Origin of the sequence: Sporosarcina trichiuri (assembly GCF_030406775.1) — a bacterium.
GTDB classification, from domain to species: domain Bacteria; phylum Bacillota; class Bacilli; order Bacillales_A; family Planococcaceae; genus Sporosarcina; species Sporosarcina trichiuri.
In genome coordinates this window covers 18219-40989 of the sequence record NZ_CP129119.1, presented here as the reverse complement: position 1 = coordinate 40989, position 22771 = coordinate 18219, and the positions used below count along the sequence as shown (strand labels likewise).

Annotated in this window: 31 protein-coding genes; all 31 read right to left on the bottom strand. The window is 55.5% G+C overall.

Annotated features, from left to right (window positions below; translation table 11 throughout):
- Positions 1-12: 12 nt before the first annotated feature.
- The 31 genes from QWT68_RS00270 to QWT68_RS00125 all read right to left on the bottom strand — a co-directional run bounded on the left by QWT68_RS00270 (position 13) and on the right by QWT68_RS00125 (position 22608).
- Positions 13-1782 carry a DUF6273 domain-containing protein gene (locus QWT68_RS00270; RefSeq protein ID WP_290148958.1) on the bottom strand — a complete coding sequence of 590 codons (1770 nt, stop codon included), beginning with the start codon at positions 1780-1782 and terminating at the stop codon, positions 13-15.
- Positions 1685-2656 carry a reverse transcriptase/maturase family protein gene (locus tag QWT68_RS00265; RefSeq protein WP_290148956.1) on the bottom strand — a complete coding sequence of 324 codons (972 nt, stop codon included), beginning with the start codon at positions 2654-2656 and terminating at the stop codon, positions 1685-1687. Before QWT68_RS00265 ends, QWT68_RS00270 begins: the two co-directional genes overlap by 98 nt.
- Positions 2657-2942: 286 nt before the next feature.
- The gene (locus QWT68_RS15635; protein ID WP_488803641.1) at positions 2943-3128 is read right to left on the bottom strand and encodes a DUF6273 domain-containing protein; all 186 of its coding nucleotides are present in this window, start codon (positions 3126-3128) and stop codon (positions 2943-2945) included.
- Positions 3100-3513 carry a four helix bundle protein gene (locus QWT68_RS00260; RefSeq protein ID WP_290148955.1) on the bottom strand — a complete coding sequence of 138 codons (414 nt, stop codon included), beginning with the start codon at positions 3511-3513 and terminating at the stop codon, positions 3100-3102. Before QWT68_RS00260 ends, QWT68_RS15635 begins: the two co-directional genes overlap by 29 nt.
- Positions 3514-3530: 17 nt before the next feature.
- On the bottom strand, positions 3531-4103 hold the full coding sequence (locus QWT68_RS00255) for a hypothetical protein (protein WP_290148954.1): 573 nt from the start codon (positions 4101-4103) through the stop codon (positions 3531-3533).
- Positions 4103-4423 (bottom strand): hypothetical protein, encoded by a 321-nt coding sequence (locus QWT68_RS00250; protein ID WP_290148952.1) that lies wholly within the window; start codon positions 4421-4423, stop codon positions 4103-4105. The genes QWT68_RS00255 and QWT68_RS00250 overlap by 1 nt, the downstream gene beginning before the upstream one ends.
- Positions 4420-5175 carry a putative phage tail protein gene (locus tag QWT68_RS00245; RefSeq protein ID WP_290148950.1) on the bottom strand — a complete coding sequence of 252 codons (756 nt, stop codon included), beginning with the start codon at positions 5173-5175 and terminating at the stop codon, positions 4420-4422. Before QWT68_RS00245 ends, QWT68_RS00250 begins: the two co-directional genes overlap by 4 nt.
- Positions 5168-6244 (bottom strand): baseplate J/gp47 family protein, encoded by a 1077-nt coding sequence (locus QWT68_RS00240; RefSeq protein WP_290148948.1) that lies wholly within the window; start codon positions 6242-6244, stop codon positions 5168-5170. Before QWT68_RS00240 ends, QWT68_RS00245 begins: the two co-directional genes overlap by 8 nt.
- Positions 6237-6650, bottom strand: coding sequence for a DUF2634 domain-containing protein (locus QWT68_RS00235; RefSeq protein WP_290148947.1), 414 nt, complete (start codon positions 6648-6650; stop codon positions 6237-6239). The genes QWT68_RS00240 and QWT68_RS00235 overlap by 8 nt, the downstream gene beginning before the upstream one ends.
- Complete coding sequence (locus QWT68_RS00230; protein ID WP_290148945.1) at positions 6626-7054, bottom strand: DUF2577 domain-containing protein; 429 nt, start codon at positions 7052-7054, stop codon at positions 6626-6628. Before QWT68_RS00230 ends, QWT68_RS00235 begins: the two co-directional genes overlap by 25 nt.
- Positions 7054-7971 (bottom strand): XkdQ/YqbQ family protein, encoded by a 918-nt coding sequence (locus QWT68_RS00225; RefSeq protein WP_290148944.1) that lies wholly within the window; start codon positions 7969-7971, stop codon positions 7054-7056. Before QWT68_RS00225 ends, QWT68_RS00230 begins: the two co-directional genes overlap by 1 nt.
- A 53-nt stretch (positions 7972-8024) precedes the next feature.
- Positions 8025-8720 (bottom strand): LysM peptidoglycan-binding domain-containing protein, encoded by a 696-nt coding sequence (locus QWT68_RS00220; RefSeq protein ID WP_290148942.1) that lies wholly within the window; start codon positions 8718-8720, stop codon positions 8025-8027.
- A complete protein-coding gene (locus QWT68_RS00215) occupies positions 8717-11557 on the bottom strand; it encodes a tape measure protein (RefSeq protein ID WP_290148941.1) in 2841 nt (946 codons plus the stop codon). Before QWT68_RS00215 ends, QWT68_RS00220 begins: the two co-directional genes overlap by 4 nt.
- Positions 11558-11611: 54 nt before the next feature.
- The gene (locus QWT68_RS00210; protein WP_290148940.1) at positions 11612-11842 is read right to left on the bottom strand and encodes a DUF2614 family zinc ribbon-containing protein; all 231 of its coding nucleotides are present in this window, start codon (positions 11840-11842) and stop codon (positions 11612-11614) included.
- Positions 11843-12054: 212 nt separating this feature from the next.
- Positions 12055-12456, bottom strand: a complete 402-nt coding sequence (locus QWT68_RS00205) for a phage tail assembly chaperone (RefSeq protein WP_290148938.1) — start codon at positions 12454-12456, stop codon at positions 12055-12057.
- A gap of 26 nt (positions 12457-12482) precedes the next feature.
- Positions 12483-12953, bottom strand: a complete 471-nt coding sequence (locus QWT68_RS00200; protein WP_290148936.1) for a phage tail tube protein — start codon at positions 12951-12953, stop codon at positions 12483-12485.
- Between the two features lie 16 nt (positions 12954-12969).
- Positions 12970-14280, bottom strand: a complete 1311-nt coding sequence (locus tag QWT68_RS00195; RefSeq protein WP_290148935.1) for a phage tail sheath subtilisin-like domain-containing protein — start codon at positions 14278-14280, stop codon at positions 12970-12972.
- Complete coding sequence (locus QWT68_RS00190) at positions 14280-14474, bottom strand: hypothetical protein (RefSeq protein WP_290148934.1); 195 nt, start codon at positions 14472-14474, stop codon at positions 14280-14282. Before QWT68_RS00190 ends, QWT68_RS00195 begins: the two co-directional genes overlap by 1 nt.
- Entirely contained in the window at positions 14467-14883 is a 417-nt protein-coding gene (locus QWT68_RS00185; protein ID WP_290148933.1) for a phage tail terminator family protein, read from the bottom strand. The genes QWT68_RS00190 and QWT68_RS00185 overlap by 8 nt, the downstream gene beginning before the upstream one ends.
- Positions 14873-15271, bottom strand: coding sequence for an HK97 gp10 family phage protein (locus QWT68_RS00180; RefSeq protein WP_290148931.1), 399 nt, complete (start codon positions 15269-15271; stop codon positions 14873-14875). The genes QWT68_RS00185 and QWT68_RS00180 overlap by 11 nt, the downstream gene beginning before the upstream one ends.
- Positions 15271-15627 carry a hypothetical protein gene (locus QWT68_RS00175; protein ID WP_290148929.1) on the bottom strand — a complete coding sequence of 119 codons (357 nt, stop codon included), beginning with the start codon at positions 15625-15627 and terminating at the stop codon, positions 15271-15273. The genes QWT68_RS00180 and QWT68_RS00175 overlap by 1 nt, the downstream gene beginning before the upstream one ends.
- Position 15628: 1 nt before the next feature.
- The gene (locus tag QWT68_RS00170; protein WP_290148927.1) at positions 15629-15973 is read right to left on the bottom strand and encodes a head-tail connector protein; all 345 of its coding nucleotides are present in this window, start codon (positions 15971-15973) and stop codon (positions 15629-15631) included.
- A 12-nt stretch (positions 15974-15985) separates the two neighbouring features.
- Positions 15986-16141: a hypothetical protein gene (locus QWT68_RS00165; protein ID WP_290148925.1), complete on the bottom strand. Its 156-nt coding sequence runs from the start codon at positions 16139-16141 to the stop codon at positions 15986-15988.
- A 14-nt stretch (positions 16142-16155) separates the two neighbouring features.
- Positions 16156-17178: a major capsid protein gene (locus QWT68_RS00160; RefSeq protein WP_290148923.1), complete on the bottom strand. Its 1023-nt coding sequence runs from the start codon at positions 17176-17178 to the stop codon at positions 16156-16158.
- A 27-nt stretch (positions 17179-17205) separates the two neighbouring features.
- Complete coding sequence (locus tag QWT68_RS00155) at positions 17206-17517, bottom strand: hypothetical protein (protein WP_290148922.1); 312 nt, start codon at positions 17515-17517, stop codon at positions 17206-17208.
- A gap of 15 nt (positions 17518-17532) precedes the next feature.
- On the bottom strand, positions 17533-18120 hold the full coding sequence (locus QWT68_RS00150) for a phage scaffolding protein (RefSeq protein WP_290148921.1): 588 nt from the start codon (positions 18118-18120) through the stop codon (positions 17533-17535).
- A gap of 94 nt (positions 18121-18214) precedes the next feature.
- Complete coding sequence (locus tag QWT68_RS00145) at positions 18215-18439, bottom strand: hypothetical protein (protein ID WP_290148919.1); 225 nt, start codon at positions 18437-18439, stop codon at positions 18215-18217.
- Between the two features lie 4 nt (positions 18440-18443).
- Positions 18444-19475 (bottom strand): minor capsid protein, encoded by a 1032-nt coding sequence (locus QWT68_RS00140; protein WP_290148918.1) that lies wholly within the window; start codon positions 19473-19475, stop codon positions 18444-18446.
- Positions 19465-20907 (bottom strand): phage portal protein, encoded by a 1443-nt coding sequence (locus tag QWT68_RS00135; protein ID WP_290148916.1) that lies wholly within the window; start codon positions 20905-20907, stop codon positions 19465-19467. Before QWT68_RS00135 ends, QWT68_RS00140 begins: the two co-directional genes overlap by 11 nt.
- Before the next feature lie 11 nt (positions 20908-20918).
- On the bottom strand, positions 20919-22190 hold the full coding sequence (locus QWT68_RS00130; RefSeq protein WP_290150492.1) for a PBSX family phage terminase large subunit: 1272 nt from the start codon (positions 22188-22190) through the stop codon (positions 20919-20921).
- Entirely contained in the window at positions 22174-22608 is a 435-nt protein-coding gene (locus QWT68_RS00125; RefSeq protein WP_290148915.1) for a terminase small subunit, read from the bottom strand. Before QWT68_RS00125 ends, QWT68_RS00130 begins: the two co-directional genes overlap by 17 nt.
- Positions 22609-22771: the final 163 nt, after the last annotated feature.

Genomic DNA, 22771 nt, shown 5'->3' with positions numbered 1-22771 from the left:
CGTCACCCTTTCTTACGCCTGGAAGGCGCCGGATACTTTCGCGATTGCTTTGGTCGACGTCAGCTTCAACAGGATTTTCTTTTTCGGTGCCAGCTCGACGTGATCGAACTCGTCTTCTGTCAGCCCGCTGATCAGCTCCACCGAGTTGGTGTTCGGCATCGCTTGGAAGGACTCTGCCGCGGCTTCATCCGTCATGGAGATTTCGGCTGACAAGGTTCCAGTCGTGTCTCGCTCGATCCACGTGACAAGACCAGATGCTTCACCAGTGGACGGCAGCAGTTTGTACCGAGCTACCGCTTCAGCGAGTTCTGCGCCTGCGAAGTCGCGCTGGATCCGGAACGACTTCTGCGCCGTGAAGTTGTACGTATCGAGCGCCTGGAGCGTCAGCGTGTTCGCACCGTCGATGAGGGAGCTGACCGGTAGTGTGAAGCTGAACGGTCCGGAAGCGCCGGAGTAGACCTGGACGAAGCTGCCGCCGTTGAGCTTGTAGCGCAGCGTGACGTCGTTGCCGTCCGGATCGTTGACGGAGCCGGAGACCGTAATCAGCTCGGACTCGATGACACCGGTCTTCCGTTCGAACGCATCCACTTGGATGGTCGGCGGACGATTCGCAACGATGTGGAACGTGCGGGTCAGGACGGTCGATTTTCCACCTTTGTCGTCTTCCGCCCAGACGCGCAGCGTATGTGCAACTCCTTCAGCCAGAGCGTCTGTGACAGCCGTAGCGCCGTCCAGAAGCTTGCTGTTCGAGAACTTCAGCGTCTTGCTGTACGGTACGGGCGTGCTGCCGTCTGAGACCCCAGCAGCTAGAGTGCGCTCTGTGCCGTTATCGACGGAGTATTTGACGCTGACGACGTCTCCTGCGTCCGTATCAACCGCTTGACCGGTCAGGTTGACCGTATCTCCCTCGTACAAGGTGCGGCCGTCGGGCTCGTCCAAGGTGACCGTCGGAGGTGCATTAAATGTGAGTACATAGGCCCCATCTGTATCCGGAGAATCCGATACTCGGATTTCAGATGGCAGATTCAAAGCGGGACGGACGCCACCGTACCCATAGTAGGCGAAGTAGTTGTTCAACGCGCCCGAAGAGTTGACGACACGCGAGCTGCCCGAATTCGCGGCGTACGGGGAACGGAGCCACCAGTACCATCCGGCAGACGCGTTGAACGAAGCGTTCGTATAGACCGCGTTCGACACAGCTTCAGCTGTCGGCTTGGCGACCCGGGAAGCGTCTGTCGTGAACAGTGCCAGCTTACTGCCCTCGGCGATACTGTTCTCGTTCGCCAGTCCGACTTCCGTATTCGACAGCAGGAACACCTTGTCGGTGACAGATTCACTGCCCCCGCCGTCTGTGACGGTGTTCCGCGCCACTGTCAACGCAGTCGGCAAGATACGATCCCGAAACGCTTTTGAGAAGTTCGCGAGGAACCCTTTCTCCGTATCGTACGGATCGGTCGAGACACCGGCGGTGTTCGGCGGCGCATCCGCTCCGTGCTGTGCGGCGTACCAGGACATCGTGTCCTTATTCAGCCACTGCCGCAGATTGGAATCCTTGTAGCGGTTGTTCCCGTAAGATTTTCGGTTAGCGTCCGCGTTCGTCGGCTCCTTGGCGTCAAACGCCTTAACCGAGATAATCTTCTCGGTGAGGAGTGTGACAGAGCTTGCCGGATACCCGGCGTGATTTTTATCCGCGACTTGCCAGATTAACGGTTTGCCGTGATACGTCGAGGCGGGGTCTTTCACCTTTGCCCCGACGGGCAGTGCGCTCAATAGTTGTGCCATTCAGTTCATCCCCTTCAAAAATTCGATGGAAGCGCTTGTCCATTTCTTCGATCAGGTAGTAACTGTTCGCATGTGCGACATGCGCTTTCCAGCTGCCGTATGCCTGCTCGATGTCTTCCTGTGACATGACGCCGGTTTCATACAAGACTTTGAATTTCTTCAGCTTTCGCTTGATCCGTTTGATGCTGTCATGCCGAACCTTTCGAATGACCTTTCCGGTTTCCGTCAGATACAGGTGGAAACCGAGGAAGTCTGCGCCATTCTTCAGCGGGAAGATATGCGACTTTCCGTTCAATTCCAGTTCCAGGCCGCCCAGGTAGTCGATGATGGCCCTTTTGCAGTCCTGCAGAAACTTCTTGTCCGGATGGATTAGAACGAAATCGTCCATATATCGAATATACATTTTGACGCCGAGCCGCTCTTTGATGAAGTGGTCGAAATCATTGAGGAAGAGGATAGACAGCCACTGGCTTGTCTGGTTGCCGAGTGGAAGCCCTCGATCTCCGGAGGCGGAATCGATGATGGCGTCCAATAAGTGGAGCACCCGTTCATCGTGAATATACTTCCGAAGCATCTTCTTCAAGATTTCATGCGGCACGGAATCAAAGTATTTCTCGATGTCGCACTTCAAGATCCAACCTTCTGTTCCATGTTGTCGGTAATGGCGACGGAGGAACTCGCAGGTCCGGTTGAGTCCTGCATGCGTGCCTTTGCCTTTCCGGCAAGCGTAGCTGTCATAGATAAAAGACCGCTCAAACGCTGGCTCCAGGACGTTGTCACAGAGCGAACGCTGAACGACCTTGTCCCGGAACTGGATGGACTTGATGATGCGTTCCTTTGGTTCATAGATCCGGAAGACGTTGTACCCGCCCATCCGGTAGTGGCTGGCAGCCAGATCGCGCTCCAGCTTTTTCAGTTCCGCCAGCGCATTGATCTCAAAACGGTTTGTTGCATTTTTCCAGCGCTTGCCCGCTCTCGAGTCCTTGTACGCTTGGTACAGGCTCGAGAAACTGGAGAAGCGGTCGAACTCATCACCGTTTCTAGCTTTGATATTCAGATGAAAACCTCCGCATCAGTGAATATGTGTTCGCGCCGTAGCGCCGGATACAGCCTCCTTTGAATCGTCAAAGCTATCTTGTGTTTTCGGCCCGGAAGCCTACTCAGTCGGCAAGTGGATTCAGATCGGGACGGACGCCATTGTTCCCATTGTAGGCGTTGTTGTTGTTCAACGTGCCTGAAGAGTTGACGTTACGCGAGTTGTTCGAATTCGCGGCGTTCGGGGAACGCGGCTCCGCATTGCAGGCTGTACCCGTTGGGTCAGCCCAGCTCCGAGAAGCGCCGGTAATCCGACTGCATCCACTTGGCTGTTAAACTTTGAACGTCGTGCACCAGACCGGCCCAGTGACTGGCTTGCCGGTCTTCGATTCGTTTCTGATCCAGTGACAGCTCAATCAGGAAAGCGACCTGCTTGCAAAGGGCAAGCGTCTTCCGCTGCAGGCGGCGTCGCTCCCTGAAATCGGCCGCCGTCTCCGGATACAGCTCGTTTGCTTCAATCAGCTGTTCGTACATCAGCAGAACCTTTTCCTGCAGCCGATTGGTCAGTGTAAAGCGGACCCGCTTCGAGAACCGCTGCGGGTTGTTGGTGATCTGCATGGTGTAGCGGATCAGGTCTTTCGTTTTGGCGCACACCGCCATATCCCCTGGCGTTCTATCTCTTTTGCCTCGTATCAAACAGCATCCTCCTTGGCTTAGACGACTTCCGTCATATCAATTGTGTACGTTCCCCAGCGGCCCGGCTGCAGACGCTGAGCGACCGTGTCCATCACAGCGTTCGTGCGGGCGATAAATGCTCCCTTTACATAGCTTTTCGTCAGCGCTTGGACAGTGATCGCGTTGCCGGAAATGGCCGTGATCATCGCGTCCTCGCTGTTCGTTCCGTCAAAGACCGTCACTTCTGTGAGCGGCGAGAACGCCGAAGCATCGACCACGTTGAGGACGGTTGCTCCGACAGACAGGGCTTCTTTCACCACAGTCTGTGCCGTGTCCAGAGCCATCTTCCGCGGCTCCTCACCGTCCATTGTGTCGTAAAAAATCAGCTCACTGTTCGCCCGCTCTTTCAGATCCAGCTGGACGCGGATTCGCTGCAGTTCCCGCTCCGCTTGGATGGTGCGCTCGTAAGAATTATAGATTCCGTCTTCGATATTGTTCGCTCGTTCAGCGGTAAAGACGGTTCCTTCTTCGAGGATTTCACCAGTGACCGGGTCCTCGATTTCATCAAACCATTCCGTCTTGACGTACGGATTGACCAGTTTCTGCACCATTATTCAAACACCTCCGGTTCTTTCGAGACAATCAGTTGGGTGAACGGAAACGCAAGGATGAACGAGTCCTGCCGTTTGTCGTAGTTGTATTCCTCGACCGCCCACTCTCGGCCTTGTGCATCGACCAGCGCGGCCCGTGTGATCAGCCCTTTGGCTTCCGTGCCGAGCTTGACGTACTTCCGGACCGTGTGATCGGCAAACTTTGTCTTCCAGATCGGGTACTCGGTCTCCACGCCATCGATGACCACTTTCGCGCTCTTGATCATGTTGCTGATGTAATTCAGTGTTTCCTGTACAGCGATTTCCTGCAGGCCTCTCATCGGCTCTCACTCCTTGCTACTAGTTTTCCGGTGACGGGTAAGCGAGCAGGGAAGACATACCCTGCACAAGCTGCCGACAGCCGCTGTTCGTCGGCAACCAACCCTTGCACCGTCTGTGTCTTCAGCCGGTTCGTCCGAGGGTGCTCGACACGGAACGCATAATCTGCACTATGCAAGACCGCCTGAGTGCTCTCCCGCAGCACCCCGGGGATGGCTGCCGTCCGGAAACGGTTCGTCCGTTTGTGCTTCACTCGGAACGCATAAGCCGCAGAGTGCAGGACCATCACTTCACGGATCATCAATACAGCGACCGTCAGGTCAATGTTCAACGGGACAATCCGTTCCAGCAGCTTCTCGACCTCGCGGTAAAAGGAAGCACTTTCCACGTAGACCAGCACTTCCATTTCAAACAGCAGCGAGTCCAGTTCAATCTCGGTCAAGCGACCGCCGAGCAGACTGTCTAGCAGCTCCCGGAGATACTCGACCACATAGGGGACGTTCTCCTGCATCCGGGCGAGCAGCCGACGTTTCCGAAAGGGCAGAGTCTCTACCGTCAAGTCTGGCACAATACCGAAAGGCTTCTCTCGTCGAGCGATGGCTGGTTCGGATGACGAAGTGATGAACTGATCATTTTCGACCTGCTCAAACGCACGATCCGCAGCATCGTATTCCGTCGAGACTGAACCGGACAGCTTCCGGAACTCCCGAATCTTGCGATAGTCTGCAGGCAGATGATCCAACAATCTACTCATTCAAGACCACCTCCCCGAGCACCGGAATATTATCTTCCAGCACTACGTTCTGAGGCAGCCCATTCAAGCTGGACTGCAGGATATCCTGGATGCCATCAATCTGCAACAGCCGGGCTTCAATCTGGATGAGTCGGACAATCAGCGGATCGTCTTTCCTCGCCCATTCTTTCCGGAGCTCGGCCAAGTACGATTCGATCGTCTCCTTGACGAGCGGCTCCACCTGGCCGAGAGTCGAACCGGACAGCTGCAGGGTTGCCGAGAAGTTGACCGGCTCCCCGATGACGCCGGTGATCAGCACCTCATGGCCGATCGGAGCCGTACCGTACCCGTCGCCGGTGTACGGGGTCGGATCGATAGCCGTCTGTACGGCTTCCACAAGCTCCGCTGTCGGCTCTTTGTACTCGGAGCTGATGATAGTCGCACCGACCGTTCCTCCGCCTGCAGGCGCCCGGTAGAGACGCACACCGCCGACACCTGGCTGTTCGAGGATGCGATGCTTGTAGTCGGCCCGGTTGCCGCCGAACGCTTTCTCTCGCAGGTGTTCTTCGTAGCGGGCATAGAGCGATTCATCTGATTCCTCGTTTTGGCCGGGGATGAGTACACGGCCAAGTGTTGCGCCCCCCAGTCCGTCTACCTGGTCGACAGGAACCAGTTCACCGTAGTCTTGGTTCCCCGCTTCTCCGGTTACGTCTGCCCGCAGACTGTAGTGACCTGGTGGAGACAGGCGCTCAACAACCGTGTAGATGATTCCACTCAGGCTGTACCGACTGCCGACAGGGACACTGAAGGGCTCATCCTTCGCAGTGAACGTTCCCTCCCGCAAGGCCGCTGTAGCCAGTCGACGGAAGACGCCGTGCTCCGCGACGCGTCGTGTCAGGTCATCCCCATCTGCCGAGTCGGCGAACGTACGCTGGAGCAGGAGATCCATCGCCGCATACAGCTCGGCATGCTCCATCGCTGTCGGGGCAAGTGCGTCATAGATAACGGAACCTTCACGCTTGTCAATATCGTCCGGCACACGGTCCAGCATGCGCTCAAGCAGGACGTCAAACGTCAAGTGTTCAAACATACGGCACCGCCTCTCTCAGCACGTCCACGTCGCCGTAGATCGTGATGGCCGTGAGCGAGACAAATGCCTCGTCTTTTTCAAAGTCCAGCCGGAAGTTCCGCAACTCCGTGATGCGCTCATCCTGCAGCAACGCTTCCTTGATACGCCGAGGCAGTTCGCCCTGTACAAACAGCCGCTCATGCCCGATCATGTTTTCGAACCCGTAATCATCGGAATAAATCAGATGCGCAAACCGTTTGGTGCGGAGCACTTTGTAGATGGCCTGTTCCATGGCGTCCCGGCGATCGATTTTGCCGGTCACCCGGCCGCGCTCCCAGTCCAGCTTATAGGTGAGCGTCGGCAGGTCAGCTTCCGACTGGACGTCCAGTTCGTCTGTGACAATTACTTCTCCTTGGGGTAGGACCATACGTTCTCTCCCTCCCGGTATCGATCGATTACATAAAAACGGTGCCCTCCTTGAATTCGGAGCAGCACCACTCGATCATCTATTTTCAAGCCGTCTTCAAAAATCATCTTGGCGTATTTCATTTCATAATTTGAGAACCCTTGATTGGACGAAGTCGTTTTGTCGGCATCGCCGATTTCGGCTTTCGTCCAGGTCTTTGGGTTTTCGTACTGGATGCTGACAACCCGTTCATGGCGCGTCAGATGCTTCGCCACGTCCAGGAACTCTTCCGTCAGTTTCAGCTTTTCGTGGATGCGGATCTCGAGCGGGTCGGCTTTCTCAACGGTACCGTACAGCACTTGCGCCGGGTTGCCGGCTGCCACCGCTTTCGTTGACGTCTGTTTAATCGTTTCGAGCAAGCCCATCAGAACACACTCACTTTCAGGTCCATCGTATGGACACCCTCTTTCCATTCATGCTCGACCTCGTCAATGAGGAAGTACCGGTTGATGCCGTACTTATCGATGCGGAAGTACATGAAGCGCCCGGCTCGCACTCGCCAGTTGCCGATCGCAGACAGCTTGAGTGACTTCTTCTCCCGGTTGTGAAGCTGCAGCAGATTCTCGGCCAGCTGTTTGACTGCTGCGTCTTTCATGCTGTCGTCGACTTTCCGGAACTTCTGGAGCATGCCCCACTTGGCGATGGTGCTCGAGTCTTTAGCGATGAAGACTTCACGCTTTGACTTCTTTTCGTTGTCACGGACGAGCTTGATCTGGTTGTAGGTGTCGTCATCGATGGAGGCTTCATACTCGTAATCGTAGAGGAGACTGTCCTCGCCGATGTAAAAGTCTTCTGGTCGGATCCGCATGTTGTCGGCAAGCATCAAGTCCACCTTGCCGAAGTTGTCGAACAGTACGTAAATCTTGTTCGTCGCCGTCAGCGTATTATCCAGATACTGCGTGATCACATCCAGCGCTTTCTTATCGTCCTCGACGATAGCCGGAAGGACGACACGCGTACCCGCAATACTGCCGACCACGCAGTTGTACTTTTTCAGGATCTCCGTGATGGCCTGGGAAGCGGGCATTTTCTTTTTCACGAACGTGTCGTTGTACATCAGATACTTCAGCTGATCGTAGGCTTTGACGGTAACGGTGTCTTCCCGCCCGCCTTTCACATTGAAGACGAAGCCGTAGAAAATTTTCTGGTCGCCGTCCTTGATCCGGACGACCGCCCCGTTGTTGATCGGATACTTCAGCGGATCCGGGTTGACGACTTCCGCTTCCGTCTCTCCGGCTTTGCCGAGCCGGTCCGTTTTCCAAGTGACGGAGCGGACAGGCATGTCCCAGACCTTCCCGTCACGGTTGTCTATCAGGAGTTCGATGTCCGCTCACCTCACTTTTTCTTGGTCCATTCCGGCGGGATTTTCAATTTCAACCCGATCGGCAGACGCCGGTACTGGCTCGGCTTGATGTTGTTCAGCTTGGCGAGCGCAGGATAGTTGTTGCCTTTCCCCGTGTACTTCTGCGCCACTTTCCACAAGCTGTCGCCCTTCACCAACACGTATGTCTGGGGCACGACCTTCTGCGTCTGCCGCGCAGGTTTCTTCGATGAAGTTGCTTTTGCAGGCTTCTTCGCTGCGGTCGGCGTTTTCGGCTTCTCGATCTTGAGCTGTTTCGGCCCAAAGTCAACGTACCGTTTCAGTTCAATCGAGAAGTCGACGTCTGCCGTCCCGTAGCTTTCCGAATACTCAAAGTCCTCGATCGTAACTTTCTCGTTGATCGAAAAAGAACCGTTTACGTAAATGTAACGTATCGGCTCTCGGGCATCCAACCAGCTATTCAGTTTATCGATATAGTACTGCGGCGGAAGGAAGTCCGTCTCGCTGTAGTGCGTCGGTTCGGCAGGGAAGTACGACTCGAACTCGAACTCTTGCAAGTCCGGCGCTTTCGGGACATTGACCGAGCCGAGACGGGCAATCTTGAACGTCTCTCCGTCCCCTGACCGGGTCACCCTGACTTCCTCCGGATTGATCGGCAGGCGGAACCCTTCCTTGTCGTTCTTTGCACTCAGATAGATTCCATAGCTCACTGGTCAAACACCCCTTCCACGCTTCGAGCCGCTTCTTCTCGAAGGTGCTTGTCGATCTTGTCGATGATGACATTGACATCGGCGTCTTTTTCAATGACGGTGTCTTTGAAATTGACGGACGGGTTGAGCGTGATGAAGTTCTTGACGGCTTTCCGCTCGGCCAAGTCCTTCAGCATCTTCAGGTCCTCGTCTGCAATGTTGATGTCATCTTCAATCTTGCCGACCTTGTCCAGCTTTCCTCCGGTCGGGTTCTTGCCTTTTTTCCCGCCGCCCGGAGCTTTCTTGCCACCCCCAGGTGCTTTCTTGCCTGCGCCTGGCTTCTTGCCTTTACCGCCGCCGCTGCCCGGCGCCTTGCCCCCTCCTCCAGGAGCGCTTGCACCTCCATTTGTCGGATCGTAAGCTCCTGCCGGTACGTCGCCAGGATTCAGCATGCCGGCTCCGAAATCTTTTCCATTTGGAATCAGTCCGGACACTTTATCGATCACGCCCGTCAGTTTACCACTGACGTTTTTGATAGCATTAGAGCCCATTGCCATACCATTCGCCATCGCACCAATCGGGCTGCCGTACCCTTGCTTCCCGAACGATACGGAAGGCGGAGCTGTTGGCATCGTTCCGCTGAAGACACCGGCGCTATACTTCCCAGGGCTGAATGCCGCTTTCCGGGTTGGCGCCGGCAGAGCCGCACCGACTGCGCCAAGCGCTTTGCCGACCCCGTTGCTGACCTTGAAGTCGACCGTACCGATTGCACCGATGTTGACGCCCGGCACTTTGTTCGCCATCGAGATGAGCGCATTCAGCCCGCTGACGGCCGTATTGATGAGTGCCGTGACAGCACCGAGAGCCGCGTTTACCACACCGACCACACCACTGGACAAGCCGCTCATAATGCTGAGCCCAGCTTGTGCCATCGTATGGAACGCCATCTGCACGGCGTACAGACCGTCATTCCACGTGTTCACGACTGCCGCAGCTGCCGACAGCGCGAAATTGACGATGGCAGATAGTATGACGTTCACCATGGTACCGAGCATAAACCACGCCATCTGGATCATGTAGACTCCTTGCATCCAGGCATTCGCCAGCATTTCCACAACGGAAATGCCGAAGTTCAGAACGGCGATCATGATATTGACGAACACTTGACCGAAGAAGAAGAACCAGCCTACGATCCAGCCGACCACGGCCGCTGTCTGTTCGCCCCACGCGTATAGCGCGTAGATGACAAGCGCGATGTGCGCGACGATCAGCAGGAGCACCAAGACGATCGGATTCGCGAGATATGCAGCATTGACGACCCACTGAGCGGCCGCCCATGCCAGTGTAGCCACACGGATCAAACCGAGGATAGAATACTTGAACAGCAGGATGGCTGCGATCGTACCAAGCACAGCAGACATCGTGAACAGAATCGGTGCAATCCACGACCAGTTGTCCATGAAGATTTCTGCGACCCACAGACCGGTTTCTCCGATCCATGCGAGCGTTTCCGCGACAAAGGTCAGCCCTGCAGCCAAGCTGTCGAAGATGCCGTCGAAACGGCCCTCTGCAAAGGCCTCATTGATTTTGTTCAGTAGCGGGATAAATGCGCTGACTGCCGGCCCTATGTACTGCGGCAGTTTCTTGAATAGGTTGATGATGTTCTGAACAGAGTCCGCGAGCGGCTCCATCAGATCTTTCGTCAGAGCAGCTCCAGCATTCCGCCGAGCGGAGTTGAGGGAGTCCATGAGACCAGCCCAGGACTTCTTCTGCCCTTCCATCATGCCGCCGAATTTCTTATCGATCCCCTCGACCAAGGCACCAATCGCGGTGCCGGCGTCAACGGTACCCTTACTGATTTCCTTCCGCATCTCGTCTGCCGACTTCCCTGCTGCATTGCCGAGGATCTCAAAGGCGTTGATGCCGTACTGGCTCAGACGGTTGACTTCGGTTGCGGTGATACGACCTTGCGCCTGAATCTGTCCGAAGATGTCCGCCATGTTCATCATCTCGGCGTTCCCGCCGCCGATGGCTGCCACAGCATCACCAATTGCCTGCATGACCGGGAACGTATTCTCGGCACTCATGCCGAATGCAATCAGGTTCCTGGAGGAAGCTAGAAGGTCCGGATAAGCGAACGGTGTCTTGAGCGCGAATGCGTACATGTTGTCCATGTACTGCTGCGCCTTCTCAGCGTCTCCGAGGAATGTCGTGAACGCGACAGACGCGCTTTCTCGGAAGGCGTGAAACTCGATACCCCGGGAGAAGAGATCCTTCGCCGCATCTTTCGCCATGCTGAACAGCTGGTACGCTCCGATGGCGCCGAGGATTCCGGTGGCAAGACTCTTGACATTTGGAATGCCGCTCTCGACAGACCGGTTGAAGTTCTCCTGCTGTCGACTGGCGTGGTCTGCGCTGTCGCCGTGCTGCTTCATGACCGTCTTGAGACGTTCCAGCATGTTGGACGGACGCAGCATGTTCAGCGCGGTCGCAAACTTCTGCTGGGCCGTAGTCGCTTGGGCCATCTCACGCTGCATGCCTTGATACAGCGATCGCATTCGTTCCAACACGGTCGGCGGCTTCATGCGTTGCAGGGCGTCGTTCATTTTCTCCTGCTGTTGTGCGGCTTTGCTTGTGGCGTCATTGGTCTGCTTCATCTGTGCCTGCATCCGAGCAAGACCGGATGCCGCATTGTCGATGCTGCGACGGGCGTTTGCCATCGTCTTCTGGTCCAGTTGCTGGGTCGCGCTGTCCATCTGTTCCATGACTTTGAGAGTGCTGTCCATCGCTTTCAAGATCTTCTGCAGCGGACCGGACATGCGGTCCTCGAGCGACATACTGGATCGTGCTTCTGCCATGTATCCTCACCTGCCTTTCTGTGCAAAATAAAAAGCACCCGAGCTGTCGGATGCTTACGCGCGGAGACGGTAGTCGCCGTCCATGTGCTTATATAGTTTCGCTTTGCAGCGAGTGCACTTACCGGTGTTCGAGATGAGCTTCAGCTGTGTGCCGCACTGCGGGCACGCCACTGGCTTGGTCACGGCCATCTTGATGATCGCGAACGGCAGCATGATCGCCACCAGTAAAAAGAAAAGTCCGAGCAGGATAAAGACGAGAATCATGTGAATTCCTCCTTTGCTCAAGTATACACCCGAAGACCGGAAGAAGTTTCACTTTTTCTTCGCTTTTTTCTGCTGCCGCTTTTCTTCCTTGATTCTCACCTGGATACTGGCATAGACGAACGCCTTCTCTTTGCGTTCCATATTGAAAAGTTCAGAGGGTCGAATCTGCAGTTCGTGCAAGGCGTAATGCGCGAGCACCGCTTCCGAACTGATGTCATCCGGCCCTCCGTCAATTAGTTTTTTGCTTCTTCGATGTCATCGTCCAGCGACTCGTTCAATCCGGAGATCTCCGTGACCTTCTCGAGAATCTGTGCCGACTCCCCGAAGAGGAACATCTCTGCATACAGTTCTTCTGCGCCGCGGACGCCGTAGCTTTCCTGCAGGGCTGCATCGTTCAGATCAGGATAGATGATGGACGCCGAGCAGACGCCGCGGTTGTAGCGGACCACGTCAAAGGAGCGCTCCTGCTTGCCTTTGCGGCCAGTCTTGTTGACGAAGCACCGCTCGTTGATCTTGTCCGCTTCCCCCGCAGTAAGCGGCCGGAGGACGATCTCCTCCGGGAAACGGTCAAGTTTCATTTTCACTTCTTCGGCCGCTTTGACGCTGCCCTTCATAAACGCATTAAATTTACTCATCTACAAACTTCCTCCTTTTGGGTCTATCAGTCTTCAATGATGTTGAATGTGTCGAGGAAATCGAAGTCATCGAACGTGAAGTCGATTTCATCCGTCAGCAAGTCTTCCGAGTCGCCGTCCAGAGCGGCAATCAGCGCACCATCCGGAACGATGTTCTTAATCAGCGACGTCTGCTTGCCTGCGCGGGACGTGATGTCCGCGTTGACGATGGTGACGTCCATGACCGGCGACTTGCCTGTCTTGACGTACTGCAGGGCGAGCTGCCGGTTCTCCGGACGGTGGTAGTGGACCTCCATCGACCCCGTACCTTCTGCACCAACAATCTTGCTGCCCTTCATCCGCTTGCCGACGGACTTGACGTCCGCTTTCGTGTAGTCGACCTTCGCTTCAAACTTGATGAGTTCCGCGTATTCCAGCACGCGTCCATCAATCGTCACAAACACGGTGCCCTCTTTTGCGGAGATGGCATCTTCATTACGCATCAAACGTGGGGACATTCAATCCACCTCCTAGTTATTTGCAATCTACCGTCATGTAGAGTTTTTCCATGGCGTCGTTAAACTTCAGGCCCATGCGAGCGAGGACCGCGTCCTTCGTCGCCCCCTGTTGGAAGTCGAGTTCCGCCGGGTCATACGGCTCGATGGCTCCGCGTGTCACCATCGGATCGAGGATCACTTTCATGACCTGGCCTTTGAACAGGTTGCGGCCGTCTTCGTTGTTGTCCACTTTTCCAATAAAAAAGCGCGACCAGATGTGCTGCACATTGTTCGAGACAATGTCCATCTGTCGCACAATTTTTCCTTTGCGGAAATCTTGATTCTTTTGGGGGGTGAACGACCGGAACGTGTTGATATCCGATTCGACCACAATGCGGTCTACCCCGTCCGCGCCTGCGTCATAGATAAAGATGACGTGACCCTTCTGGATGGCCTGTACCTTTTCGTCAAACGTCAATTCCTCGACGTCTGTCGCACCCGGGTACTCGGCATAGGTCAGCGAGTTGGTAATGGCGTTCGCATACGCACCGGCGTACCAGTAGACCGCATCCTTCGCGGGGATGAACGTACCGCCGACATACACGCCGTTCTTCACGGAGACTACGCCTTCGAAGTCTGCGGCATTGTAGACGTTCGTGATCAGCGTCACGTTTTTGCCTTCCTGCTCTCGCCACTGTTTGACCTTGAGGCTCATCAGGAGCTTGACCGTATCGTCGTCTGTCCCGAGAGCGATGGTCTTGAAGCGCTGCGTGTCGAGACCGGCTGCAAACGCCGTATACGACTCGTTGGTCGCTTGTGCAGTCGTTCCACCTGCCAGGGTCAGCGTTGCATCCGCAAGCGGCAGAGCGCCCGTGAACGTGACGTAATCGTTCGCGACCAGCGCATCGGCGCTTGCGACTTCCTGCTTGTCCTTCTCGACGCCGTCAAAGTAGGTTTTGACCGTATCGGTGCCGTCCAAAGCCTTGGTGAATTTCACGACGATCTTATTCCCGGCTGCGCCGCCGTGAGCAGCGGTTGCCGTGAACGTGCCGCTGGTCGCTGTGGCCTTCTCGCCTGCTCCGCTCAGGTTGTAGACGAGGACGTCACCGGTCGCCTTGAAAGCTTCCTGGATCGGGAGCAGTCCCGAGAGCGGTACGCCGAACGTCTTCACGAAGTCCGTGTTCGGCGAGACGCGGATGAACTTTCCGGTTTCCCCCCAGTCCGCTGTGAGCGGGATGACTTCCGTGCCGCGGGAGTCCAGGCCGGTCGCGACCAGGTCGTTTGATTCGAAATTGACATAAGCGCCGTTCAGCACTTTGTTTTGCGTTTCCCAGTTACCACCTGCCATTACTGACCGACTCCTTTCTTCTTCCATGCGTTGACAAGGTCAGCGGCCTCGTCTTTCGCATAGGTCTGGCCGTCTTGCAAGACGACTTCGTACAGGATCCGCTCATTCGGATCGGCTGCCGCATCTAAAAAAGCAGCCTTGCTGAACTTGGAAGTTCGCGGCTGCTCGACTGTTTCTGCTTTTTCTTTACTCACTTGTCACACCTCCAAAGGTTAAGTGATTCATTTTCGTTTCCGTGACGATTTCCCGCACCAGCTTTTTGACGGTGAACGTGATGACGAGAGCGCCATCCTGCTTGACCGCCTCCAGCTTGTGGACGTGGAACAGGTTGCCGATATAGCGGAAGTCCATCTTGAACGTCTGGCTGACCTCGTCCGCTTCCGTGTAGAACTCGTTCGGATCCGACGGGAAGAAGGTGACGTTCACCAGGTACTCCCACTCGGCCAGGCGATGGAGCTTCCTCGTTTGGCTGTCATGAATGATAAGCACAATAAAAGCAGGGGTCTTCAGCCCCTGCTTCACCGGTTCATCGTAGATATGGACGCCTGGACCGTAGGCAGCTCTCAGCTGCTGGATCAACAGGGCTTTTATGTCATTGACCAAAGATTCGTCTCATCTCCCTCTCGATCTCGCGTTCCCACATTCTCGGAGCGATCGACTCCAGTTCACCCATCGTCAGCTTCAGCATGAAGCGGCCTTCCACCCATCCGACCGTCCGCCCCGCAACGACAATCCGGTGGCCGCTCTCAACGAACGAGGCGTATTCCACCTGGTTGAAGATGACGATGACGTAGACATCGCCTTTCTTCACCACTTGAAACTGCCAGTTGTTCCGCAAGTCCCCGGTATCAACCGGCGTCATCAGCTTCACTTTCCGGATGGCAAGCAGCGCGACTCGGCGGGCGATCTTGTCATGCACACGACCGGATGCGATCCGGAACTCTTTCACCTTGTCCCGCAACTCCGCGACTTGTCCGAATTCAAAGCCCATCAGGCTGTACCTTTCCGGGTCAGTGCGACTTCCTGGTGAGAGACGTACACGAACGGCTCATTCGCGCTGGTGTACTCTCGGCCGTCCACCGTGATCACGTCACCGGGGAGAATCAGAAAGTCGGCGGAGCAGATCATCTTGACGTCGTAATCGATCTTGTTCACGACGCCTTGATTGGTATTGCTGAGAGACGGCGCAGACAGCCGACACGGCACGGCAGGGTGGATGCCCTCCCATCGCTGACCGGTAGCCCCGGACGGCTTTACATACTCCGTATGACGCTTCACAGCGGCTGTACGGTCATACATAAACTCAACGGCAGGTATGGCCTTCCGCATGATGTCTTGGACGTTCATCCTACCACCTCATCCGTCGAAATTTGTTCAGCTGGGGGGCGTAGTCATACAGCATCCGTTCCATCGCCCGCTCCCGGCTGTCCACCTTGACGCTGCCGAACTGGACGGTGACGTCTCCCTCTTTGACGGAGGAGACGGCCGTCTGTCCTTCCGGATCAGCGCGGCGCTTGTCCGCGTTGTACAGGTCGACGACCATGTTCGCATGCACGAACTTGAGACCGTCCGGTACAGTCGTCTGATTGGTGTAGTTCTTGATGTGCTCCCCGACTTCTGCGATCTGCAGGGCCAGGACCGTTTCATCCAGCGGCCCGGGGAGCTTGGCTTTCACGATGTCGAATACGTCCACTGCGGCCCCTCCTTACTTCTTCGCCGGAGCTTTCTTCTCCGTCTTCTTCTCGACGACCGTCACCAGGCGTTCGTTGATGTGCTCGTCTTTCATCTCAAACTCCGCACCCGGCGGATACGTTTCGTTCTCGTACCGCACCGGGATGTCGTTCACTTTGACGTTTGCCAAGGGGTTTCACTCCTTTACAAGATAGGCTGTGCCTGGAACACTTCATCGGCAGCTGGGAAGGATGGCATCGCAGTTGCGACAGCTTTTGTCCAAGTGCTGACCGGATCGAGGTTCTCCTCGTAGACCATCGCGAGGACTTTCCCGATCTGCTGTTCCTGGACAGCTGGATCACGTACCAAGCGATTCTCTTCTGGTGTTGGGCCGTAGAGCGTCTCACCCAGCTGACCGTCGCCGAACATGACGAACGAGTTCTTCGGCAGGTAGCGGTGCTTCGTGTAGGTACCGTTCTTCTCCTGCTTGCGGTACTGCGCGTCGTAGACGGCAATCGTCGGCAGGTCATGCTGCTGCATGAACGCGTTCAGGTCGTTCCGTGTAGCGACGCGCATGGAGTCGCGCCCGAACAGAGCTCCGACGATCTTCGGATGGCGTAGCAGAGCGGAGAGGACCGCTGTTGATGTCAAGGCACGTGTCGGACGAGCAGACAGGCTATCTGCCCAGCGCATCAGGTCTTCGATCGGATCCGCTGTCTCGGCCGTCCAGAGGCCTGTACCGGACAGGGCTTCTTTGTTTGCCGCAGGGACGCCGTAGTCGACGACCATGTCGAGACCGTTCTCGTCCAGTGTGACCTTACCGGTCGAGAGGACTTCCATCCGCATCGCTTCAATACGAGCGCGGACACCTGCCGTCAAGACGTCGATGTCATTGTAGACCTGCGACATGAGGTACTGCTGTTCGGCAGCGTTACGCGGCTGTTCGATGGCGATGATGTCCTTCTCTTTGAGCTGCATCTTCCGCTTGACGAGTGCCAGCTCGATCGCCATTTTGCTGGCTTCACGGCTGCCGATCTCCGCCTCAGTATCGAACGCATGGACAGATGCCACGACTGGTAGTGCGTTGCCGCCTTTGATCATGTCGAATTCAAGGGACTGCTTTTTCACTTCCGGGAACAACGTCTCCCCGAGCAATGCCGGGTACTGACGGTTCTGCTGATAGTTCAGGACTTCTTTGGTGCTGAACAGTTCAAGGATACTTGCCATAGTTGTTTCGCTCCATTCTTTGATAGATTATCGGAATTTGATGCCTTTGAGTTCGGGCTTGGCGAGGGCGTCGATCGCAACCGGTAGGCGCTCTTCGATGACCCATGCCTCGTACAGGACAGCTCCCGGCTGAGGGCCGTTGGTGACGTCCACATCGGTGTAGACGAGACCTTTCGCTGTTGCATCATTCTTCGGCCATACGGTGCCAGCCTTCACGATCTTGCGGCCGTTCTCGTCGGCTGCCACTCCGGTGTCACTGATCTGTTCAGTGAAACTTGTTACATCTGCGCTGGCAAGGAAGTTGATGTCTTCACGCTTGCCGTAGTCTTTTACGTACATGTAAATGCTCCTTTCTTAGCTCCATGGGTTATTTTCTGGCTTGTGCTGCTCGTTCATCTGCTGGGCAAAGCTAGCTCCGACACTTGCCGCAGGCTTTCCGGCGGGATTGCCCTCTGCCGGCTTGGTGCCTCTCGGGGCAGGTGGATCAGCAGGTGCTTCTTTCGGCAAAAACAAAAAGGACTTCGCTTCCTGCAGCGTCTTCAGCTGCTCGTCGAGTCCTTTGGTGACCTTGCCGTCTTGATCCAGTTCGATGGTCTTGCCGTCGATCAGGCCGGCGACGAGATCCGCGTCATGCACTTTCCCTGCCAGCGCCAGTTTGACCGCGCTGTTCAGCTGAGTCGCTTTCAGCTTCTCTTCGTATTCTGCCTTTGCCTTTTTGTTCGACTCTTCCAGTTCTGTGATCTTCGCTTGCAGCCCTTCCGCATCGACCTTCTTCAGCTCTTTCAGCTGCTTGTCACGGTCGGCGATGGTGGCGTTCAGGCTTTTCACTTCCTCGATTTTGTCGTCCAAACGGCTCTTCGGGATCATTTGGCCATAGCCTGCGATCACCTGGTCGGCTTGCTCATCGGTCAGGCCGAGGGCTTTTAACTGCTCTTTATTCATGCTGCTTCCTCCTATTCGCTTTTTACGTGCAACGGCACGGTAGGGTGTTTGCCTTGTTCTTTAACGACTTCAAGAGAGCGAAAAAGTCGAGGGGTTACTCCCGCATCAGATCGATCAGATGCGTCTTCACAACTTCTGTGATGCCCACCATTTCAGCGGTATTCGGTCCCGCATACCCAAACTGGACACTGCGATTCTGGTCGATGCTGACCACGACTACACAGGACATGTTGTCCGCGTCTTTACGGAAGGAGTCGAGCACTTGATGAACGGAGGTGCCGTACTCTTTCCGCTGCTTGGCTTCCTGGAAACTCGCCACTGAATCACTCCTCCTCTGTTTTCACCGTCATGTCGAACCATTCCTCGTAAGTCATCTTGTCGATCAGGCCGTCGGCGGATTGCCGCTTCTCGTCCTGCATGTACTCCGATTCATCGAAGTAGGGGATCGTCGTCGAACGGCAGCGCACGTGAAACGGCGGAGCGGTCTCCCCAGCTTTGTAGTCCTTCTCGGCATAAATCTTGCCGTCCTGCTTGCGGCAGATGGAAGACGTGCGATGGTCGAGTGTCGCCAGGATCTCATAGCGGTCGATACCAGCTTCCCCGTACGCCGCATGAGCCGCCGAGTTGTGGAAGAAGTTCGCTTCCGTCCGCACCAGCGCTTCTGCACGGGAGTAGCTGCTGTCCGTGACCTTCATGATGGCACGTGCTGTTTTATCCAGCGAACGGCCGGATGCGAAGGTGCGCTCCAGCTCTTTCCGGATAGCCTGCTGCGTCTGCTTCTGGTGACCCCAGACGCGCTTGCTGAACTCCTTGCCACTCCAGTTGTAGGCGAGTGCCTCTTTCACGGTCTCGTTGGTCAATGCCGTCACAGCACCAAGAGTAGCACCTGCCTGGCTGAAGTCATACAGCGTCTTATAGAACGAGTTGGTGTAGACGTCTGCCAACCCGGTATATGTGTACTGCTGCAGGCCGTTCGCACCGCCGTACAGATCGGCCATCGTCAGCTCCAGGTTCAAGTTCAGCGCTTCCAGACGGCTGATGCGCGCCCGGTAGCTGACGGCATGCAGCAGGCGTTCATAGTCCGGATTGCCGGCCAGTGACATCTCCCGGAAGCGTTTCAGGTTAATGCGCTTGAACTCCTTCAGCTCCGTGCTGGTCAGGTACTTCCGCGCTTCCGTCAAGCTGATCTGATTCTCCACAGCATAACGGCTATAGAAGACCTCGATCTGCTGCAGAATGTCCTGCTGCGCTTCCCGGATGCGCTCGTCCATCTTGGCGAGGTATTTGCTGGCCGCAAGCTGCGCTTCCAGCTCCCGTTGTTCCGAGCGGGTCTGCCAGTATTGCTTACTCGCCATCGTCACTCACATCTTCCGCTTGCTTTCTCGAAAACTCGTCAGCGTACTCGGCATACGCACGCTCTTCCTCAGCCTTCTGCTGCTTCAGACGCTCTTCCACGGCGTCGGTGTACCATGGGTGATTCTCCCGGATCGTCTTATCATCCAGGATGCCGACCGACTTTTCACAGGACTCGATGGCTTCCGGCTCTGAGATGATGATGTCCCGGTTGAAAACGACATTGACCGATTCCTCGGTGAAGTCCTGCCCCTCTGTCATCAGGTAGTAGTGCGTGATGAACCAGAGCATGTGTTCAATCGATGACTGGAACTCCGCTTCAAGGATATTGCAGTCCATGTCGAGATCGGAATACCGGAAGCGGAGCGCGACACCGGACGCATCCCGAAGATTGACGTCCCGGGTATCGACCCCGCGGCCGAACTCGTATATGGAGTTCCGGTTGCGGTCCAGTTCTTTCTCCACGGCTTCCGTGCGGATATCGGCCTGCAGCTTGTCGACATCGCCGTTCTCATCTGTCTTGACGGCCCGGTACTTCTGCAGGTCGGAGAGGAACTCAGCGAGATCCTGCCCACCGTAATTGACCAGCTTGTAGATAAAGTTAGGTGTATCCGCCAGCAGATCGGCATTGGTAGACGCCTGCAGGTTGTAGTTGTCGATCAGCTCTTTGATGGAGTCAATGAGCGGCTGTTCCTCTTCGTTGTACTTGAAGTGGATGAGGGGAATCTTCTCCCAGTTGTGCCCGGTATCGCCGATATAGAAGTGCGGCGCTTCGATGCCTGCCTCGACGTCCGGAATCAGCTTGCCCGCTTCGAGCAGGAAGAACTGGATACCGTTCTCATGATAGAACTCCACCTTGGTGCGGATCTTCTCCTGCCTGCCGTCGTAGTACGTCTCCTCATACACACGGCAGAACGACAGTACTTCCATGTGTTCGTTGTCCGCCCAGTTCGGGATGATCTGTTCCGACGGGAACTTGGTAAAGGACAGCCGTCCCGTCTCGCTGATGTAGGGATACAGGTACGCGATGCCTTTGTTGATCGCTTCCTTGCCGACGTTCTTGATTTTCTTCAGCAGCCCGCGGTCAAACCTGTCTGTCAGCACATCGTGAAACTCTTCATTCTCCGTCCCGAACGATGGCTCTTTCGACAGCAGATAGCCGATCTTTTGATTGACCAGCTTCTTCACGAAGTCGTGCGTCAGCTTCTGGTTACTCTTCCAGTCAATCGGCTGAACCTTATCTTCCAGGATATCCGGCTGATTCAGATAATAGCGCTCTCCGGTCAGCATGTTCTTCCGGGTATCGCTGTTCAGCCATTTCTGTATCTCTTGCAGCATGACCTCATCATCGGTGATCACGCCATCTACCATATCTGTAATCACGTCCACCATCCTCTCATGCCAGCGGGGACGGTACAGGTCCTCCAGCAGCATATGTAGTCACCTCACTTCAGCACGGATACGGATGGGCGCTTCATATCGCGCTCAAACGCATACCGTGTCGCGTCAATCGTATGGTTATTCTTATCTTCCAGACGAGGGAGCGGATTGCCGTCCCGATCCGTCTGATAGTCGATGTTCTCAAACTCTTTCGCAATGTTCGGCGTCCGCTGTGGATCGATGCAGATGAAGTCCAGGTCATCCAGCCACTGTTCGCCGTACTCGACAGAATCGGGACCTTTCTTCGCAGCATGGATCCGGCGGATGCCGTGTTCCTTCTTCAGCTCATCGATGGACTTCGGCTCCGCACTCTCCGCTGTCAGCTCGGTCGACTGATAGCCTTTGCCGATGATCCACTTAGCCAGGTTGCGGTTGCTCACCTTGTGGTCGTACAGCTCATCGACTGCATAGATGCCGTTCCGCTTTTTGTCATAGTGCCAGCGGACGAAGGCCAGCGGATCCGGGCCATACCCGAAGTCGACGCCTTGACGGATGTTGTCAAACCGGTCAACCATCTCATCGGTTATGCTGCCGGCTTCCACCTGCAGGTTGTCGAACGGCACCACGCCGGATCCGACGGCTTCCCCGCCGTACTCCCAGTCATATCGTTTCGGGTTACGCTCCCGGGCCGCTTCCGCCTCCTCGATGAACTGCTTCGAGATGAACGGGTTGTCCAGGTAGGTGCTGTGATGCACAAACGTATTCGCCGGCTGGAAGGACGTCTCGTATTTCTTGTTCACCCAAGACTGTTTCCGCTTTGGCGGGTTGTAGCTGAAGAAAAACTTATAGAAAAGACCATCAGCCAGTTCTCCCCGTAGCAGGGAGTTGGTGATGGTCGTCACTTCGTCTTCAGTTTTAAATTCAGCCAGCTCCTCGATCCACGCAAAGGCGAACGGGTAGTTGGCTGATTTGAGGGACTTGATCCGTTCCGGTTCTTGCGCCCCTCGGAACACCATATAATTGCCGCGGGGCAGGTAAGTAATCCGCATCGGCGACTTGTTGACCTTGAACAGATGACTGACGCCCTGTTCGCTGATAGCCCACTTGATCTGCTCGAAGATGGACAGCTCGATCGTGTTGTCGACCTTCCGGATGCCGATGGCGTTTGCCGGATAGCGCATCAGCAGCTGCACGAAGATGTGCGCCACATCAGAAGACTTTCCAGAGCCCCGGCCACCTTTGCAAACGATGTTCAGGATGTCAGGTGAAATCGCGGCACGCCAGACCGGATGAAAGGCTTTCGGCAGGAACTCGGACAGCTTACGCTTCATCCGCATCACCAATATCATCGACAAAGGTGACCGCACCTGCTACATCGACCTGCTGCTTCTCTGTCCACATGGCATATCGCTTGCCGAGCAGCTCAGCCGCTTTGATTCGGTTGGAAGCGTCCACGTCCATATCTGTGATGGTCTGTGCACCTTTTCCGGTCCCGATCAGGACTTCTTCCGTGACCTGTCCGCGGGCGATTGCCGTCAGCAGCTCCAGGATCTCCGTTTGATCGGCGATCCGTTCAGACGCCAGCTCGGCCATTCGCTTATCGACATAATCCCGAATTCTAGCATTATCTAGCAGCTTATATACATGCGTAGTTGCATAGGTTTTACTGTAACCTGCTTTTCTGGCAGACTCTGACGCGTTACCTGTCTCAATATAATAATCCGCAAACTTTTGTTGCTTTACCGTTAATTTCACATCGTATCACCGCTTTCACGCTAGTCGCTTTGTCAGACATATGTAAAAACCCTCCCTGCGGCTCAAGCAGGAAGGGAGAAGGAGGAATGTGCGCCTGTTTGGGTAGAGGTAGAGTACAGATGCGCACCTATACCTTAACACTTCCCGCTAAAAAAGTAGGTAT

Bases quoted from the DNA above. Each gene is read 5' to 3' on its own strand.
- QWT68_RS00270 (WP_290148958.1), bottom strand. From the start codon at position 1,782: ATGGCACAACTATTGAGCGCACTGCCCGTCGGGGCAAAGGTGAAAGAC.
- QWT68_RS00180 (WP_290148931.1), bottom strand. From the start codon at position 15,271: ATGGGCTTTGAATTCGGACAAGTCGCGGAGTTGCGGGACAAGGTGAAA.
- QWT68_RS00265 (WP_290148956.1), bottom strand. From the start codon at position 2,656: ATGGGCGGGTACAACGTCTTCCGGATCTATGAACCAAAGGAACGCATC.
- QWT68_RS00130 (WP_290150492.1), bottom strand. From the start codon at position 22,190: ATGCGGATGAAGCGTAAGCTGTCCGAGTTCCTGCCGAAAGCCTTTCAT.
- QWT68_RS00235 (WP_290148947.1), bottom strand. From the start codon at position 6,650: ATGGTCCTACCCCAAGGAGAAGTAATTGTCACAGACGAACTGGACGTC.
- QWT68_RS00205 (WP_290148938.1), bottom strand. From the start codon at position 12,456: ATGAGTAAATTTAATGCGTTTATGAAGGGCAGCGTCAAAGCGGCCGAA.
- QWT68_RS00245 (WP_290148950.1), bottom strand. From the start codon at position 5,175: ATGAGTAGATTGTTGGATCATCTGCCTGCAGACTATCGCAAGATTCGG.
- QWT68_RS00195 (WP_290148935.1), bottom strand. From the start codon at position 14,280: ATGGCAGGTGGTAACTGGGAAACGCAAAACAAAGTGCTGAACGGCGCT.
- QWT68_RS00225 (WP_290148944.1), bottom strand. From the start codon at position 7,971: ATGCCTGTCCGCTCCGTCACTTGGAAAACGGACCGGCTCGGCAAAGCC.
- QWT68_RS00160 (WP_290148923.1), bottom strand. From the start codon at position 17,178: ATGGCAAGTATCCTTGAACTGTTCAGCACCAAAGAAGTCCTGAACTAT.
- QWT68_RS00200 (WP_290148936.1), bottom strand. From the start codon at position 12,953: ATGTCCCCACGTTTGATGCGTAATGAAGATGCCATCTCCGCAAAAGAG.
- QWT68_RS00150 (WP_290148921.1), bottom strand. From the start codon at position 18,120: ATGAATAAAGAGCAGTTAAAAGCCCTCGGCCTGACCGATGAGCAAGCC.
- QWT68_RS00230 (WP_290148945.1), bottom strand. From the start codon at position 7,054: ATGGGCTTGCTCGAAACGATTAAACAGACGTCAACGAAAGCGGTGGCA.
- QWT68_RS00140 (WP_290148918.1), bottom strand. From the start codon at position 19,475: ATGGCGAGTAAGCAATACTGGCAGACCCGCTCGGAACAACGGGAGCTG.
- QWT68_RS00175 (WP_290148929.1), bottom strand. From the start codon at position 15,627: ATGAACGTCCAAGACATCATGCGGAAGGCCATACCTGCCGTTGAGTTT.
- QWT68_RS00250 (WP_290148952.1), bottom strand. From the start codon at position 4,423: ATGAGAGGCCTGCAGGAAATCGCTGTACAGGAAACACTGAATTACATC.
- QWT68_RS00215 (WP_290148941.1), bottom strand. From the start codon at position 11,557: ATGGCAGAAGCACGATCCAGTATGTCGCTCGAGGACCGCATGTCCGGT.
- QWT68_RS00155 (WP_290148922.1), bottom strand. From the start codon at position 17,517: ATGTACGTAAAAGACTACGGCAAGCGTGAAGACATCAACTTCCTTGCC.
- QWT68_RS00240 (WP_290148948.1), bottom strand. From the start codon at position 6,244: ATGTTTGAACACTTGACGTTTGACGTCCTGCTTGAGCGCATGCTGGAC.
- QWT68_RS00135 (WP_290148916.1), bottom strand. From the start codon at position 20,907: ATGCTGCTGGAGGACCTGTACCGTCCCCGCTGGCATGAGAGGATGGTG.
- QWT68_RS00255 (WP_290148954.1), bottom strand. From the start codon at position 4,103: ATGGTGCAGAAACTGGTCAATCCGTACGTCAAGACGGAATGGTTTGAT.